General features: G+C 33.4%; 11 protein-coding genes. 1 reads left to right on the top strand and 10 read right to left on the bottom strand.

The window, feature by feature from the left end; all coding sequences use genetic code 11:
- Positions 1-2 precede the first annotated feature (2 nt).
- From WBG21_RS08735 to WBG21_RS08755, 5 genes are all read right to left on the bottom strand, one after another.
- Positions 3-845: an alpha/beta hydrolase family protein gene (locus tag WBG21_RS08735; protein ID WP_340076962.1), complete on the bottom strand. Its 843-nt coding sequence runs from the start codon at positions 843-845 to the stop codon at positions 3-5.
- Positions 842-3,604: a PD-(D/E)XK nuclease family protein gene (locus WBG21_RS08740; RefSeq protein ID WP_340076964.1), complete on the bottom strand. Its 2,763-nt coding sequence runs from the start codon at positions 3,602-3,604 to the stop codon at positions 842-844. The genes WBG21_RS08735 and WBG21_RS08740 overlap by 4 nt, the downstream gene beginning before the upstream one ends.
- Before the next feature lie 65 nt (positions 3,605-3,669).
- Positions 3,670-5,034 carry an OmpA family protein gene (locus tag WBG21_RS08745; RefSeq protein WP_340076966.1) on the bottom strand — a complete coding sequence of 455 codons (1,365 nt, stop codon included), beginning with the start codon at positions 5,032-5,034 and terminating at the stop codon, positions 3,670-3,672.
- Positions 5,035-5,146: 112 nt separating this feature from the next.
- Complete coding sequence (kbl, locus tag WBG21_RS08750; RefSeq protein ID WP_340076968.1) at positions 5,147-6,340, bottom strand: glycine C-acetyltransferase; 1,194 nt, start codon at positions 6,338-6,340, stop codon at positions 5,147-5,149.
- 40 nt (positions 6,341-6,380) lie between these two features.
- Positions 6,381-9,509, bottom strand: a complete 3,129-nt coding sequence (locus WBG21_RS08755) for a UvrD-helicase domain-containing protein (RefSeq protein WP_340076970.1) — start codon at positions 9,507-9,509, stop codon at positions 6,381-6,383.
- Between the two features lie 113 nt (positions 9,510-9,622).
- On the opposite strand from WBG21_RS08755, the gene WBG21_RS08760 reads away from it, so the two are divergent.
- Positions 9,623-10,231: a superoxide dismutase gene (locus WBG21_RS08760; RefSeq protein ID WP_340076972.1), complete on the top strand. Its 609-nt coding sequence runs from the start codon at positions 9,623-9,625 to the stop codon at positions 10,229-10,231.
- A gap of 546 nt (positions 10,232-10,777) precedes the next feature.
- On the opposite strand, the gene WBG21_RS08765 is transcribed toward WBG21_RS08760, so the two are convergent.
- From WBG21_RS08765 to purN, 5 genes are read right to left on the bottom strand one after another with little or no spacing between them, the layout of a single operon-like run.
- On the bottom strand, positions 10,778-12,676 hold the full coding sequence (locus WBG21_RS08765) for an amidophosphoribosyltransferase (protein ID WP_340076974.1): 1,899 nt from the start codon (positions 12,674-12,676) through the stop codon (positions 10,778-10,780).
- Positions 12,677-12,722: 46 nt separating this feature from the next.
- Positions 12,723-13,649: a PfkB family carbohydrate kinase gene (locus WBG21_RS08770; RefSeq protein ID WP_340076976.1), complete on the bottom strand. Its 927-nt coding sequence runs from the start codon at positions 13,647-13,649 to the stop codon at positions 12,723-12,725.
- 27 nt (positions 13,650-13,676) lie between these two features.
- A complete protein-coding gene (locus WBG21_RS08775) occupies positions 13,677-14,273 on the bottom strand; it encodes an START domain-containing protein (RefSeq protein WP_340076978.1) in 597 nt (198 codons plus the stop codon).
- Positions 14,274-14,323: 50 nt separating this feature from the next.
- Positions 14,324-14,803 (bottom strand): ribonuclease HI, encoded by a 480-nt coding sequence (gene rnhA / locus WBG21_RS08780; protein ID WP_340076980.1) that lies wholly within the window; start codon positions 14,801-14,803, stop codon positions 14,324-14,326.
- A complete protein-coding gene (gene purN / locus WBG21_RS08785) occupies positions 14,796-15,356 on the bottom strand; it encodes a phosphoribosylglycinamide formyltransferase (RefSeq protein WP_340076982.1) in 561 nt (186 codons plus the stop codon). Before purN ends, rnhA begins: the two co-directional genes overlap by 8 nt.
- Positions 15,357-15,428 lie beyond the last annotated feature (72 nt).

The following is a 15,428-nucleotide window of genomic DNA, read 5'->3' on the forward strand; positions in this document are numbered from 1 at the left end:
TTTTATTTTAAGAAATCGATTGTTTTTTCAACTACTTGCCCTAAAGCATCCGGCAAGTTTTTGTTTTTCCAAGGATGGTTTCCCCCAAATACATGGTTTGCTCTTTGTATAATACATAATTCACTTTTGGAGTTCCATCGGTGGAGCGCTTTAGCTTCATTAATAGATACTGAGTTGTCAGTATTACCATGAATAATTAAGTGGGGGATGTTTAATTTTTCTGAAGCACTTTGAATATTTAATCGGGACTCATTGGCTTTGAAGTTTTCATAAAACTGGTAATTGTGGGGCATTTGTTGTTTTGTTCGGGCGTTTTCTACATACATTACTCCTAACTCCTTCCATTCGGCTAATTTTTCCCCTTTAGGAAATCGGGTAGAATAATCGCTAACACCTGCCCATGAAACTATATTTTTGATTTTGTGATCTTCAGCAGCTTTTATGGTAACAATACCTCCGCCCCTAGAATGTCCGATTAATGAAATATTAGAAGTATTAATATGGGCTGCAAAAGGAAATTCAGTACTGCATAGCCAATTAATAACAACATCTAAATCGGTCAATTCTTTTATATAATTGTTTTCTGCAAAAGCATTTAAATCTGGAAAATCAATAGGATTTTCTACAGTTCCTCCATTATGGGAAAAATTGAATTTTATAAAACAATAATCAGCAGCTGCAAATCTTTGTGCTACTAAATCCCAGCATCCCCAGTCTTTAAAACCTTTATATCCATGACAAAAAATAACAAGAGGTAAAGAAGAGGAATTATTTTTTAGGAAAACATCTAAAAGGAATGATCGTTTATGAGCTCCTTCTATAACAATATTCTTTTTTATAATCATGCTGTTGTTTCTTTTTCAATAAATGGAATATCAGGATTAAATATCTCAAGAATAAGACTTTTTAAAGAAGCCATAAATTCTATATATGTTTCGTCTACTATAAGGGTGTTTTTTATTCTACTTTTAGAAGAGGTTTTTGTAGCAAACTTCAAAAAACCACTATTAAGATTTTTGAAAGAAAGAATTCCCCCCTCAACAGTTTCATGAGGCATTTTTTCATGGAACATGTAAGCATAAGCAAGTACCTGAAAAGCTTTGCTATATCTATAATCAGACCTTAATAAGTCCCAATCTGTAATTTCCAGATCATTCTGTGATACACTGCCTGTTTTATAATCGATAATACGAATTACTCCATTTTTCTCATCAATACGATCTACTTTTCCTTTTAGATATACAGGAAAGTCCAATTCAAGGATAGGCAAACGTATTTTAAATTTGCTTTCAATATGTAATATTTTTATAGAGGCTCCCTTCTCTAAATCTTTTTTCTCCATATTTAGAAAGCGCTCTATATGCTTAATAGCAACATTATAAGCAATTAAATTTTTCCCTTTGGCGTATGCTTCAGCAGGATATATTTTCTGAAAGTTTTTATCAATTAAGTTTCTAACTTTAGAGCTCATATCATCAAGCAATTCAACACTTAACAGCTGTCCTTCCAGAGGCTTATATAATGCTTCAAGTGTATCATGTATGATAGTTCCTAAGGTATTTGCCGCTAGTGTTTCTTCTATTTCTTCTTCGCTTTGGATTCCTAATATGACTTGATGATAGAAATCAATGGGATTTCTGATGTAATTAGTTAGAGAGGTAGGAGAAAAGCCCTCTTTTACAATTGTTTGTAATTTTTTTAGAACAGTATGGGTTTTTTTAACTTCTTTTAGCGCAGAAATGATCGGGGGAGTTATAGGGCTTGCAATAATTTCTTTTATATGGTGCGCAGGAACATTGTTATTTATTAATTGTAGCAAAAATCGACTTTTTTCTCCACCTTCAAGTGTATCAGGCTCTGTGTTGTATATAAGAAAAATATTTTTGGCCCTTTGTAAGACTCTATAAAAGTGATAAGTGTAAATAGCATCTTTTTCTTTGTATGTAGGTAAGCCAAAGGCTTTCTTTACATCAAAGGGAATAAAAGATTGTTCTTTTTTTCCTGCCGGAAGGATACCCTCATTAACCGATGAAATGATAATAGTTTCAAAGTCTAGATTTCGACTTTCAAGCAACCCCATGATCTGTAACCCTTCTAATGGCTGTCCTTGAAAATCGATCCGCTCTTTAATTAAAAGCTCTTTATATAAGCCTTTTAGAGCTTTTATATGGAGAATAATCTGATTTTGTTCATTCAGCACGTGTAGTTGATTAAAAACCTGATGAAACCGATATAAATATTCTAACGATAGTCTATCGTTGCGTATTTGATACATTTCTTTTAATCTTGAGATGATTTTAAGGCAATTTAAGATAGTGTTTCGAACAGAATTATCTGTATTAAATATTGTTTTTACAATTTCGCCTAACTCCTTAGGAATGTTATTTTCTATGAAATTAATACTGACATAAATACTGTTTTCTCGATGGATATTTTTAATTAATGAACGAGCAAAATTTATTTTTTTAAACTCGAAAAGCAATGAAAAAATAGGATGAGATAATATGGAAAGAACATTTTTATAATACCATCCGTTATTGTTTTTTTTCTCAAGCAACTCAAAAAACATATTAAAAAATGCAGCTATTGATGTATTATACAAAGAGAGGCCGCTTGTAATATTTACCGAAGGAATAGTCGCTGGAATGCTATTTAAAACAGCAGGCAATAAATTTTCATTTCCTAAAATCACTGCGGTATTTTTTATTGATAGATCGCCTTCTTGAATCTTTTTTAATAGATTGCCAATGTATTTTGCCTGCCCAATATTTTTGGAAACACCAATTATCTGAATGTTTTTTTCTTCCTGAAAATGATTGGAAATGTGTTTAAGTGGATTTTTTTGATAATAGCTCCATGAACGGAGATAACTTCGTATGAAAAAACTAGCATCGTGCTCCTTATCGTCAAGAAAGTGGTTGTCACAGTCCCAATAAATTTCTGCTAATGAAGCATCTAATAATGATTGAATGATTTTAGACTCAGCATTATTTAGTGCATTAAAGCCAATAAATAAATGTTTTTTTTCAGTATTATTATGGATGTATTTTTCTAAATTATTAACAGCCTGCCTGTAAAGTAGACCTTGATAGCCTATTTTCTTTTTTAAGAGCAGTTTTTTATAATCATCATAGTAACATTTCAGGTTTTCAAAAAAGCGGAGATAATTTTTTTGTAACGCTGTTTGATCTTTTCCCATTCCCCATTGGTCAAGTTTTTTAAGGGAAGATAAATATGAAAATAGTTGATCGTTTGAAATTAAATGCCGATCAATCTCATTAAAGTCATGTATTAAAGTAGTGCCCCATTTGGAAAAGGCATAAAAATCCTCAATAGGATCATTTTTATGAGTACGCCTATAAATATTATAAAGTTCAAAAAGCAAAGTTAAGTTTTGGGGTAGTATAATTCCCGATAACTCTTGAATAAACTCCTCAATACTGTAAATCTTAGGAGCTAAAATTGTTTGTGTATTTTGATTTAGCAGGGCATTTTTAAAAAACAACCCAGCTCTTTTACTGGGTAGTATGAAGGTTATTGAGCTTAAACGATTGGCATAGTTTGCATATACCTCTTCAGCAATTTCGTTTAAAAAAGGCTTCATATTTTAAAAATAAAAAAACGCTCAGATATCTGAGCGTTTTTTGTGAATTATTATATATAGTTAAATTAATTCTTAACTAGGTTTATCTCAACTCTTCTGTTTTGTGCTCTTCCAGCTCTGGTAGCATTGGAAGCAATAGGCTTAGATTCACCATAACCTAGGGCAGATAACCTAAAGGCATCAACACCGTTTGCAATTAAATATTCTTTTACTGAGTTTGCTCTTGAATCAGATAATCGTTGATTAAGTTTTTCACTACCAACACTATCCGTATGGCCTTCTACAGTAAATTTGGAATTAGGATACTCATTAAGAATAGCAATGATATCTTTTAATACTGCTTCAGATTCATCTTTGATAGAAGATTTTCCTGTGTCAAATAAAATAGTTCTTGCATATTCATTAAGTTGTTTTTGAACTTCTTCAGTAATTTCTGGACAACCTTGGTTCGCTACAGTACCAGCTAAATCAGGACAAGCATCATCTTTATCAAGAACACCATCATTATCTCTATCAGGATATGGACATCCTCTGTTTGCTTTTGGACCAGCTTCATTGGGACAGTTGTCATCTTTATCAGCAACACCATCACCGTCAGCGTCAGGACATCCATTTAAAGCAGGAAGACCAGCTTCATTTGGGCAAGCATCATCTTTATCAGCAATACCATCACCATCAGAATCAGGGCATCCGTTTAGTTCAGCAAGGCCAGCCTCGTTGGGGCAAGCATCTTTACTGTCTTCTATGCCATCACCATCAGAATCAGGGCACCCGTTAAATTCTGGAAGTCCAGGAACTTCTGGGCAAGCATCATCGTCATCAAATATCCCATCTTTATCCGTGTCAACACCTCCAAATTTGAAGCTGACACCAAATACATGTTGGAAATGAGGGAGTACTACAGCTTGTTGAAAAGTATGCTTGTACGTAGATTGCACAGTTAATCCAACATTTTCAGTAAACCAATAATTAAAACCTAAACCTCCATTAAGAGTGATTCTAGAACTTTCTTCACCTAGCCATATTGAACCACCTCCAATTTCTGCAAAAGGATCAAATTTACCTAAATTTAGAAATTCATTAAAGCTATATTTAAGATTAGCGTCAACACTAAAGTAGCTTAAGTTATCAATACTTGTGTCTCCTATTTTTTCAATTTTATTTATTGTTGCACGAGCACCAATAGAAAAACCATCTCCAATATATCTAGATACTGATATTGCCGAAACTGTGGGAAGATAATTCCAGTGATCTTCCACATTGAAATATTCATCAAACCAGTTTCCTGTTGCTGGATGATTGGTAGGATATAAATCTATAGCATTGATGCCAAAACTTATCAACCAAGGATTATTCTGATCTTGTGCTTGTAAGTTGCTTAACCCTACAAAAAGCAAAGAAGCAATTAGAAATTTGCTAAGATGTTTCATGTTTATTATTTAATTTTAAGTGTTAATTAACGACAAATGTAAGTTGTTAAAATTTATTAACAAAAACAAATATATTAATTTTTTTGATTTTTTAATGAAATTAAAACAGTGTTTAAATAACGTTAAGGCGATTTCCTGCCGAAATAAAAGCTTCAATAGCTTTATCTAGGTGCTCTTTTTCATGCGCTGCTGAGAGCTGAACCCTAATCCTAGCCTTTCCTTTAGGGACAACAGGATAGAAGAACCCAATGACATAAATCCCTTTTTCTAACAACATATCTGCCATGGTTTGAGATAACTCAGCGTCATAAAGCATCACTGGAATAATGGCAGAGTTACCATCAATAATATCAAAGCCAGCGGCTTTGATTCCTTTTTTAAAGTAGTCAGTATTCCACTGAAGTTTATCTCTCAGAGAAGTGTTATTTGATAATATATCAAAAACCTTAATTGAAGCACCTACTATTGCCGGGGCTAATGAATTGGAAAACAGATAAGGTCTAGAGCGTTGGCGTAGCACTTCTATAATTTCTTTTTTGCCTGTTGTATAGCCTCCCATAGCACCTCCTAATGCTTTCCCTAATGTTCCTGTGATGATATCGACACGCCCCATAACATTTTTTTCTTCTAATGTTCCTCTACCAGTTTTTCCTATAAATCCGGCAGCATGACATTCATCCACCATTACCAATGCATCGTATTTATCTGCCAAATCACATATTTTGTCCAATGGGGCCACTAACCCATCCATTGAGAAAACCCCATCAGTAACAATTATTTTAAATCGTGTATTATCTTGATTGGCTAATTTCAATTGTTTTTCCAAATCATCCATATCATTATTTTGATAACGATATCTTTTGGCTTTACACAGACGAACACCATCAATAATGGAAGCATGGTTTAAAGAGTCAGATATAATGGCATCTTCAGCTGTGAATAAAGGCTCGAAAACTCCTCCGTTGGCATCAAATGCAGCAGCGTAGAGAATGGTATCTTCTGTTTGATAAAAATCAGCAATTCTTTTTTCCAGCTCTTTGTGAATATCTTGGGTGCCACAGATAAATCGGACAGAAGACATTCCATATCCATGAGAATCCATGGCATCCTTAGCAGCTTGGATAACTTCAGGGTGTGATGAAAGCCCTAGATAATTATTGGCACAAAAATTAATGACTTCTTGACCGGTTGCAATTTTTATAATAGCATCTTGAGGAGATATGATGATCCGCTCTTTTTTATATAACCCACTTTTTTTTATTTCTTCTAATTCAGATTGAAGATGTTCTTTTATTTTTCCGTACATAAATTGTTTTTTACAAAAATATTAAACTTTAAACTTTAGATTACAGTTTTTGAACATGTATGCTCTCATTTATGTAAACAAGGATTTTGGCAGTTACTTTAAAACCAATTTCCTTTAGTATACTCCCATAACGTTGTATTTGTTCTTCATGTGAAATATGATGGCTTCCTGTTTTATAGTCAATAATAATAACATTATTGTGCTTATCATCAAATACTAATCTGTCAGGCCGTAGAATAATACCATCAGCAGTAAAAATTTCGCGTTCATTATGAATGGTATAATTAGCAGAAAAATATACTTTTAATTCAGGATGGGTAACTATATTCTTCAGATTCGATGCTATAGTAATCTTATCTTCTGTCGCTAATGTCCCATTAAGAACATTCTTTTCTATAATAACACTTACATCTTCAGCGTAAATAATCTGTGAGAGCAACAAATGATAAACATTCCCTTTTTCAATAGTCTTTTCTTTAGAGGCGGCCCATAGAGAGCCGGATTTAGTAACAATTTTAAAAGGACTTTCCCCAGACTGATTACTGATAAAAGGGATTATTGTATTATGTGTTCTTGAAGTAAGAGTGCTTTTATTTAACTTTTTTCCTATCGAATAATGCAATTTTTCATCATTCCAAAGAGCCTTAACTTTTAAATAATTAATAAAAAGACCTGAAAAAGTATTGGTGTTTTCTTCACCATTTCTTTTAATATCTTTTTTGGATATGATATACAAACGTTCAACAGCCCGAGTTAATGCAACATACAAAATGTTAATCTGATCAAGTTCTAATTTTGATTGCGCATCTTCGTAGAGGGTTTTTGCACTGTTATTGAAAAAAGAAAAGTCTTTATTTTTAGAAAATAACGCATTATCAATGCCCCATTGTTCTTTTTCTACGGGAAGCCATATTTTTGGGTCTTGTTCTTCATAAATATAGGTGTCTGCAAACGGATAAATAACAACTGAGAACTCTAGTCCTTTGGCTTTATGTATGGTCATGATTTGTACCGCATTAGTTTCTTGAGGTGAAACAATGCTTAAAGTATCTTTTTTCTTTTCCCAATAAGCAATAAAGTCAGTGAAACTTGAATGATTTTTAAAACTGAAATCTAGTACTTCATCTAAAAAATATTGTAAATAAGCATCCGATTCATCACTCAATTCGAAACAATTGATAGTATATTCCAAAGCATCTAACAATGATAAACGCATGAACAGTGCTGTTCGGAATGAATAATCCAGGAACAATTGCTCAAGGTTGTCCAAAAATGTTTTAAAAAAAGCATCCTTATCATCAATTTGTTTTTTCATTGCGATAAAATGAAGCAATGACATTTGTGTTTCTTTGTTTTCAGGTTGCAAAGAATATAGAATGAGCTGGATTAGAAAATCAATTTTAGGGCTGTTTTTGAGCAATAAAGACTCAGAAGAAATAATAGGAACCTGATTTTTTGACAAAAAGTCAGCAACAATTAACCCGTGCTTCTTTTTTCGGGTAAGAATACAGATATCACTATACTGATAGCCATCATCGATTAATTGTTGAATGTGAGTTATAACAGTCTCTACATATTGTTGGAGCATTTCTTTTTTATCTGATACTATAAGGGGATCTATGAAATCAATGTGTATATACCCACCAGGATTTCCATTCGTTTTTTGAGTACTTTTATTTAAATATAAGTCCTTGTAATTGTCATTGGTTAAAAATTGTGAAATATGTTGAAAAAAAGAATTGTTAAATTGGACAATTTCATCTTTGCTTCGATAATTTATGGGCAGTGATGTAACCTCTTTTTCTGTTTGGAATGGGTTATTACAGTTATATAAATCAATAAACTGTTCTGCTTTTCCCCCGCGCCATCGATATATAGCTTGCTTAGCATCTCCTACAATCAATAAAGACCCTCTTTCACCCGAAGAAATTTCACCTTCCAAGGCATTTCCTATAAGAGGGATTAAGTTTTTCCATTGCATTTCAGAGGTGTCCTGAAACTCATCAATAAAATAATGACGATATTTTTCTCCTATTCGCTCATAAATGAAAGGAGCAGGCTCATTAACAATAACATTTGAAAGGATGGCATTAAACTCTGAGATTAAAAGAATATTTTGATCTGCTTTTATCGTGTCTAATTCATTTTGAATGGCATTTAAAAGGGTTAACGGGACACAATTCTTATAAAAGTTTTGTAGAAATTTAAGTTGATAAACTCCTTTCTTCATAGTCTGATAGTGCTCTATAAGTTGAGGAATAATACGATCAATAATTACTGCTTTTTCTTCAGGAGTTGATTTTGGATATATTTTTCCTTGCAAAAGGTTTTCTTCCAGTAAATTGTTGTATAAACCGTTAAAGTCCCCTGCAGCAATTTTTTTAAAATGATTGGGGAGGGTTTCACGAGAAAAATCAGAAGGTTCCAACAGGTTATTTGTAATTAAATCTAAGACATTACGGGCTTGTTTTTTTAATATAGTTATTTGTTTTTGAATAGCATTTTGCAGTAACTTTTTTAATTGTATGAAATCTGATAATGAATAATTTTTTAGTTGCTCTATATGTTCGTTATGGTTTTCTTCCAATAATAATTTGGCAACTTTGTTTAGATCATAAGCGATATCCCAACTTTTGTCATCATCAGTTTTTTCAATGGCATAGTCAACTAATATTTGTGTAACTGCATCATCTTCTCCAGCTGTGTATATCAGATTATCAACGGCTTCTTGAAGCAGGAGTTCAACATCCAGTGCCACATCAAAATTCATGGGAAGTTTTAGATCATATGCAAAGGCCCGAAGTAAACGATGGTTGAATTTATCTATTGTTATTACATCAAAAAATGCATAATTATGCAAAATTCGCTTTAATACTTTTGAAGCCCTGTCCTGAAGTATTTCGGGAGTTATTTGGAGCACTTCACTTAAAGAGTCTGAAAGTTCTGTTGACGTGTTTGTATTAGAAGGGGGTGTAATATTTTTAAGATTTTTAATAATTCGTTCTTTCATCTCATTTACGGCTTTATTAGTAAATGTGATAGCTAGGACATGCTTAAAAATATCTTTTTCGGGATTTTGTAATAATAATGTTAGGTATGTTTTTACAAGCACATAAGTTTTTCCAGAACCAGCTGATGCATTGTATATTTTAAAAGGAATATTGCTCAAAGCTAAATTTTATACCAAAATAATGAAACTCTATGAGTTCGCGAGAAATAATTCTAATAGAATCTTTAAATTTGAACAACAATAAAAATACTAACATTAAAAAACAAAATATTATGGCATTTGAATTACCAAAATTACTCTATAAATATGACGCTTTAGAACCACATGTAGATGCACGTACCATGGAAATACATCATACAAAGCATCATAATGGCTACACTACAAATCTAAACAATGCAATATCAGGGACACCTCTTGAGGGAAAATCAATAGAAGCAATCCTTTCAGGATTAGACATGAACAATACTGCTGTTAGAAATAATGGAGGAGGGTTCTATAACCATTGTTTGTTTTGGGAAATTATGTCTCCTGAGGGAGGTGGGGTGCCTTCCGGTGAGCTGGCAACTGCAATCAACAATTCTTATGGTTCTTTTGAAGGCTTTAAAGAAGCTTTTTCTAAGGCTGCGGCTACGCGTTTTGGATCAGGATGGGCATGGTTGTGTGCACACAAAGGTGGAAAAGTAGAGATTTGTTCCACAGCAAATCAAGACAATCCTTTAATGCCGGGTATAGGTTGTGGAGGGTTTCCAATATTAGGAATTGATGTATGGGAACATGCTTATTATTTACATTATCAGAACAGGAGGCCGGATTATATTACTGCTTTTTACAATGTGATCAATTGGAATAAAGTAGAGGAACTATATATAGCAAACAAATAGCGATTTAGTTTTTAGATATTGTAAAATAAAAAAGGTGGATTTTGTCCACCTTTTTTTGCCCCAAATCTTACCATGAACTTAACCTACTTATGCTATGGTGATACAAACATAAATCGTATTTGAAAACTGTGAAAATATATTAGGTGTAACTACAAATTTATCAGATGAATAGATGAACTACACAATAGTAAAATAAAAAAGGTGGATTGCTCCACCTTTTTTGCCCCAAATCTTACCATGAACTTAACCTAACTTACGCTATGGTAGTACAAATATACGATTATTTTTAAAATTAAACAGAAAAACAAATAATATTCTGTTAAACTTTTTAAATAGTTAAAATCAGGAATGTAATATAAAAAGAAGAGAAGTAAAAAAATTGCTTATAAATAAAAAAGGCGGATTGCTCCACCTTTTTTTGCCCCAAATCTTACCATGAACTTAACCTACTTATGCTATGGTGATATAAAAGTATGCTAACGATGTATACAGGTATAATTATTCAGGTAAAATACATGTTTATCCGATGAAATACACATTTCAACTTTAATATGCACGTTCTTTTTTCCCTTCATAGAAGTTAATAAACGCTTTATTGACGACTCTATTGCCACCGGGGGTAGGATAGTCACCTGTAAAGTACCAGTCCCCTAAATTATTAGGACAAGCTATATGGAGATTAGGTACTGACTGAAAAATGATATTAATTTTAGCAGTGATAGATTCAGGCGTCAGAAGTTCAGCAATTTTGGCAGAGAGCTCCTCATCGGAAAACGGGCTATATATATCTTTTACATGATTTATGATTTCAGCATCTTCTTTATTTAACTGAGCAATACATTTGGAATACACATTTTCAACTACATCATACGAACCTTTTTCTTTATGAATTGCTAGTGCAGCCCTGAACGCGACTAAATCTTCTAAACGGGCCATGTCTATTCCATAGCAGTCGGGATATCGTATTTGAGGTGCAGAAGAAACTACAATAATTTTTTTAGGGTGTAAACGGTCTAAAATTTTTAAAATACTTTTTTTAAGTGTAGTGCCCCTAACAATACTATCATCTATGATAACCAAATGATCTGTAGGTTTTACAGAGCCATACGTTATATCGTAAACATGGGTAACCAAATCATCCCTACTAGTATCTTCTGTAATGAATGTGCGGAGCTTTACATCTTTAATAGCTACTTTCTCAATTCTGGGGCGTAGTGCTAAAATTTCACGCAACCGTTCTTTAGTAATATTAACCCCTTCATTAAGGATCAAATCTTCTTTTTTCTTATTCAAGTAGTTTTGAGCTTCTTTTACCATTCCATAATAACACGTTTCGGCAGTATTTGGAATGTATGAAAATACAGAATTTTCCATATCATGATCAATAGCCTCTAGTATTTTAGGAAATAAAAGACGACCTAAGTTTTTGCGTTCTTTATAAATCTCGGCATCACTTCCTCTTGAAAAATAGATACGCTCAAAAGAACAGGCCTTTCGTGCAAGAGGAGGAAGTATTTCTTTAAATGTAGTTTCTCCTGTTTTTTTGATAATGATGGCTTTGCCAGGATCAAGTTCATGAATAGCATCGTAATCCACATCGAAAACGGTTTGTATTGCAGGACGTTCAGAGGCAATGACAACAACTTCATCGTCTTTGTAGTAATATGCAGGCCGAATTCCTGCCGGATCGCGTAAAACAAAAGCATCACCATGTCCTAAAAGACCGGCCATAGCATAACCGCCGTCCCAATTTTTAGATGCTTTTCTGAGTATTTTAGCAATATTGAGCCGTTCTGCAATAAGTGGGGAAGCCTCAATTTTGGAATGGCCTTCTTTTTTAATCTGTTTGTATAGCTTTGCAACTTCATCATCTAAAAAATGTCCGATTTTTTCCATAACGGTGATGGTATCCGCTTTTTCTTTAGGATGCTGTCCCAGACTTACAAGATTTTCAAACAACTCACTTACATTGGTCATATTAAAATTCCCTGCGACAATAAGGTTTCTGTGCATCCAATTGTTCTGTCTTAGAAAAGGATGAACACTCTCTATACTGTTTTTACCGTAGGTTCCATAACGGACATGTCCCAGTAGAAGCTCCCCCAAATAAGGGATGCTTTTTTTCTGAGCAGCTACATCATTATTAAACTCCGGGTTTGTATTTAGCACATCATTTATCCGGGTGTTTATTTGTGAAAAGATGTCCTGTATGGGTTGTGCTTTATTAGAGCGTATACGGCTTATATAGCGCTCCCCAGGATCCATATTGACTTTTATACTGGCAAAACCGGCTCCATCTTGCCCTCTGTTGTGCTGTTTTTCCATCATGAGATACATTTTATTGATTCCATAAAATGCACTACCATATTTTTCTTTATAAAATTCGAGCGGTTTTAAAAGCCTTATTAAGGCAATTCCGCATTCATGTTTAATAGCATCGCTCATAAGCACTGTTAAGAATAAAAATGCCTTGAATATTCAAGGCATTTGTTTATGATACTTCTATTTCAAATTGTGTTAGCTCTTTAAATTGCAACAACCTATCTTGTACTTCTTCTTGAGACAAATTTTCTAATCGTTCTGTTCCAAACTTTTCCACACAGAAGGAGGCAAGTGTAGAACCATATATGACACCATTTTTCATGTTCTCAAAAGAAATGTCTTCAGTTTTTGCTATGTAGCCTGCAAAACCTCCTGCAAAAGTATCTCCTGCACCTGTGGGGTCAAACACATCTTCCAATGGTAAAGCAGGGGCATAGAAAATATTGTCGTCATGAAATAATAACGCCCCATGCTCTCCTTTTTTAATCACCACATATTCCGGACCCATTTTATGAATCTTTTGAGCCGCCCTAACTAAAGAGTACTCTTTCGATAACTGCCGTGCTTCTTCATCATTAATGGTAATAACATCTATTTTGGCAATCACATCTATTAATTCATCCCATGTATTGTCCATCCAAAAGTTCATAGTATCAAGGATAATAAGTTTAGGAGGTTGTTCCATTTGTTCTATAACGTCCTTTTGTATAGAAGGGTGTAAATTCCCCAACATCAAAACATCAGCATCATTGTATTTTTCAGGAACTATAGGTTTAAAATCAGCCAGCACATTAAGCTGTGTATCTAATGTATCTCTTGTATTAAGGTCGTTGTGATATCTTCCGCTCCAAAAAAAGGTTTTTCCTCCGGGAACTATTTCTATTCCTGATGTATCTATATCACGATATTGAAGCATATGTAGATATGCTTTCGGGAAATCATCCCCAACAACAGAAATAATAGCTGAATTAACATCAAACTGAGATGCTGCCAACCCTATATAAGTTCCTGCACCACCCAGTATTTTATCTGTCTTGCCAAAAGGCGTTTCAATAGCATCAAAAGCAACAGTGCCAACAATTAAAAGCTTGCCCATTTACATAAGTTTTTTGCAAATATAAGGTTAGTTTTCAAGAAGTTGTTTTAAGTTGAAAAAAGAATGATAAGCACCATTAGATAACATTGTATTTACCAGCCATGGAGCAAGCGCCCCTTCGGGATCACCATACATTTGTTGAGTAACCTCTACACCTTCCGGTTTTGGAACAATGAGCCAATATCCTTTAAAATTTGTAATTCTTATAACCCCTTTTTTAGCAGGGAAATTGTAGGAAGGTTTTGGCAGGATGTCAATTCTTACTTCTCCTTTATTGTTAGTTATTGTTTTAACTAACGAGATATGGTCTCTGTCACGAATAGGCCATGGAAGATTATTGCTCATCCATAAGATAAATTCACCATCGGCATATTTTTTTAAAACTTTACTGGCAGATGTTCGATAATTCCATATCCATATGTTATCTCCGTCGGTGATTGTCTCATAAACCTTCTCGATAGGGATATCTATTATCATTACAGCTTTATACTCATGAATTTTTGTAGAATCAAGTGTTCTAGTATAAACTTTTATACCATTTTTGTCTTTTTTAAGTTTCCATTCTTGAGCAAGTCCGTTGAAAACATGGAAAGATGTAATTAAAAGAAACAGGTAAAATTTCATATGTGGGGGCTACTGTATTAAGAAATAACATATTTTGTTCAACTTTATTGCTATAAGAGTGTATCTGCTTTATTAAACCCTTTGTCAATCAATAATAGTTTTTTTTTAGAAGCTTGTACCGCTAATTTATCACACCGTTCATTTTCAGGATGGTGATTATGGCCTTTTATCCATTGAAAATAAATATTATGTTTTCGATATTGTTTTAAAAACCGGATCCATAAATCAACATTCTTTTTGTCCTTAAAAGCATTTTTTTCCCATTTGAAGACCCACCTTTTTTCTACAGCATTTGTAACGTATTTAGAATCAGTAAATATTTTAACCTTTGTATTGTGATTTTTTAACTTACTTAATGCAACAATTATGGCCATTAACTCCATTCGGTTATTAGTAGTAAGCTGATATCCTTCAGAGAACTCTTTCTTATAATTTTTTCCTACCCATTCCATGATAATCCCATAACCGCCTGGCCCCGGGTTTCCACTACAGGCACCATCGGTATATATGTAAACATCAAAATCAGGCATTTAGTAGTTTTTCAATTACAACAGGGAAGTGCTTTTGTTCCAATAAATGCACTTTATGGGCAATATCATTAGGCGTGTCTGAGGGTGAAATATTGGTTTCAGCTTGAAAAATGATGGCTCCATCATCATAATTTTCATTTACAAAATGAATTGTAATCCCTGTTTGGGACTCTTTATTTGCACAGACAGCATTGTGAACATGTATGCCATACATGCCTTTCCCTCCATATTTTGGGAGTAATGCAGGGTGAATATTTATAATTTTATTTGGGAAAGTAGCTATAATTGCTTTTGGGAATTTCCATAAAAAGCCTGCAAGGACTATTAAATCAGGATTTAGTGTTTTTAATATTTCGGGAATAATAGTATTAAAAGCAAACTTATTAAAATAAAGTGCACTAACACCATGTTCATCGGCTCTTTCCAATACTTTTGCTGTTTTTTTATTGGCAAAGACTGCACTAATCTCTACAGAAGGGTTGCGCTTAAAATAGCGTATAATATTTTCAGCATTGGTTCCCGATCCGGAAGCAAAAAGGATAATTTTTTTCATCTAAAAACTAAAAAAAAGCATTAGAGTATTTAATTAATTTGGTAAAAATACATATTGATACGTTAATTTTTA

This window comes from Leptobacterium meishanense, from assembly GCF_037645805.1.
In the GTDB taxonomy this organism is placed as follows: Bacteria; Bacteroidota; Bacteroidia; order Flavobacteriales; family Flavobacteriaceae; genus Leptobacterium_A; species Leptobacterium_A meishanense.

What these genes read in the sequence shown, in the direction of transcription:
- WBG21_RS08735 (WP_340076962.1), bottom strand. Translation starts at nt 845, where the DNA reads ATGATTATAAAAAAGAATATTGTTATAGAAGGAGCTCATAAACGATCA.
- WBG21_RS08740 (WP_340076964.1), bottom strand. Translation starts at nt 3,604, where the DNA reads ATGAAGCCTTTTTTAAACGAAATTGCTGAAGAGGTATATGCAAACTAT.
- WBG21_RS08745 (WP_340076966.1), bottom strand. Translation starts at nt 5,034, where the DNA reads ATGAAACATCTTAGCAAATTTCTAATTGCTTCTTTGCTTTTTGTAGGG.
- kbl (WP_340076968.1), bottom strand. Translation starts at nt 6,340, where the DNA reads ATGTACGGAAAAATAAAAGAACATCTTCAATCTGAATTAGAAGAAATA.
- WBG21_RS08760 (WP_340076972.1), top strand. Translation starts at nt 9,623, where the DNA reads ATGGCATTTGAATTACCAAAATTACTCTATAAATATGACGCTTTAGAA.
- WBG21_RS08765 (WP_340076974.1), bottom strand. Translation starts at nt 12,676, where the DNA reads ATGAGCGATGCTATTAAACATGAATGCGGAATTGCCTTAATAAGGCTT.
- WBG21_RS08770 (WP_340076976.1), bottom strand. Translation starts at nt 13,649, where the DNA reads ATGGGCAAGCTTTTAATTGTTGGCACTGTTGCTTTTGATGCTATTGAA.
- WBG21_RS08775 (WP_340076978.1), bottom strand. Translation starts at nt 14,273, where the DNA reads ATGAAATTTTACCTGTTTCTTTTAATTACATCTTTCCATGTTTTCAAC.
- rnhA (WP_340076980.1), bottom strand. Translation starts at nt 14,803, where the DNA reads ATGCCTGATTTTGATGTTTACATATATACCGATGGTGCCTGTAGTGGA.
- purN (WP_340076982.1), bottom strand. Translation starts at nt 15,356, where the DNA reads ATGAAAAAAATTATCCTTTTTGCTTCCGGATCGGGAACCAATGCTGAA.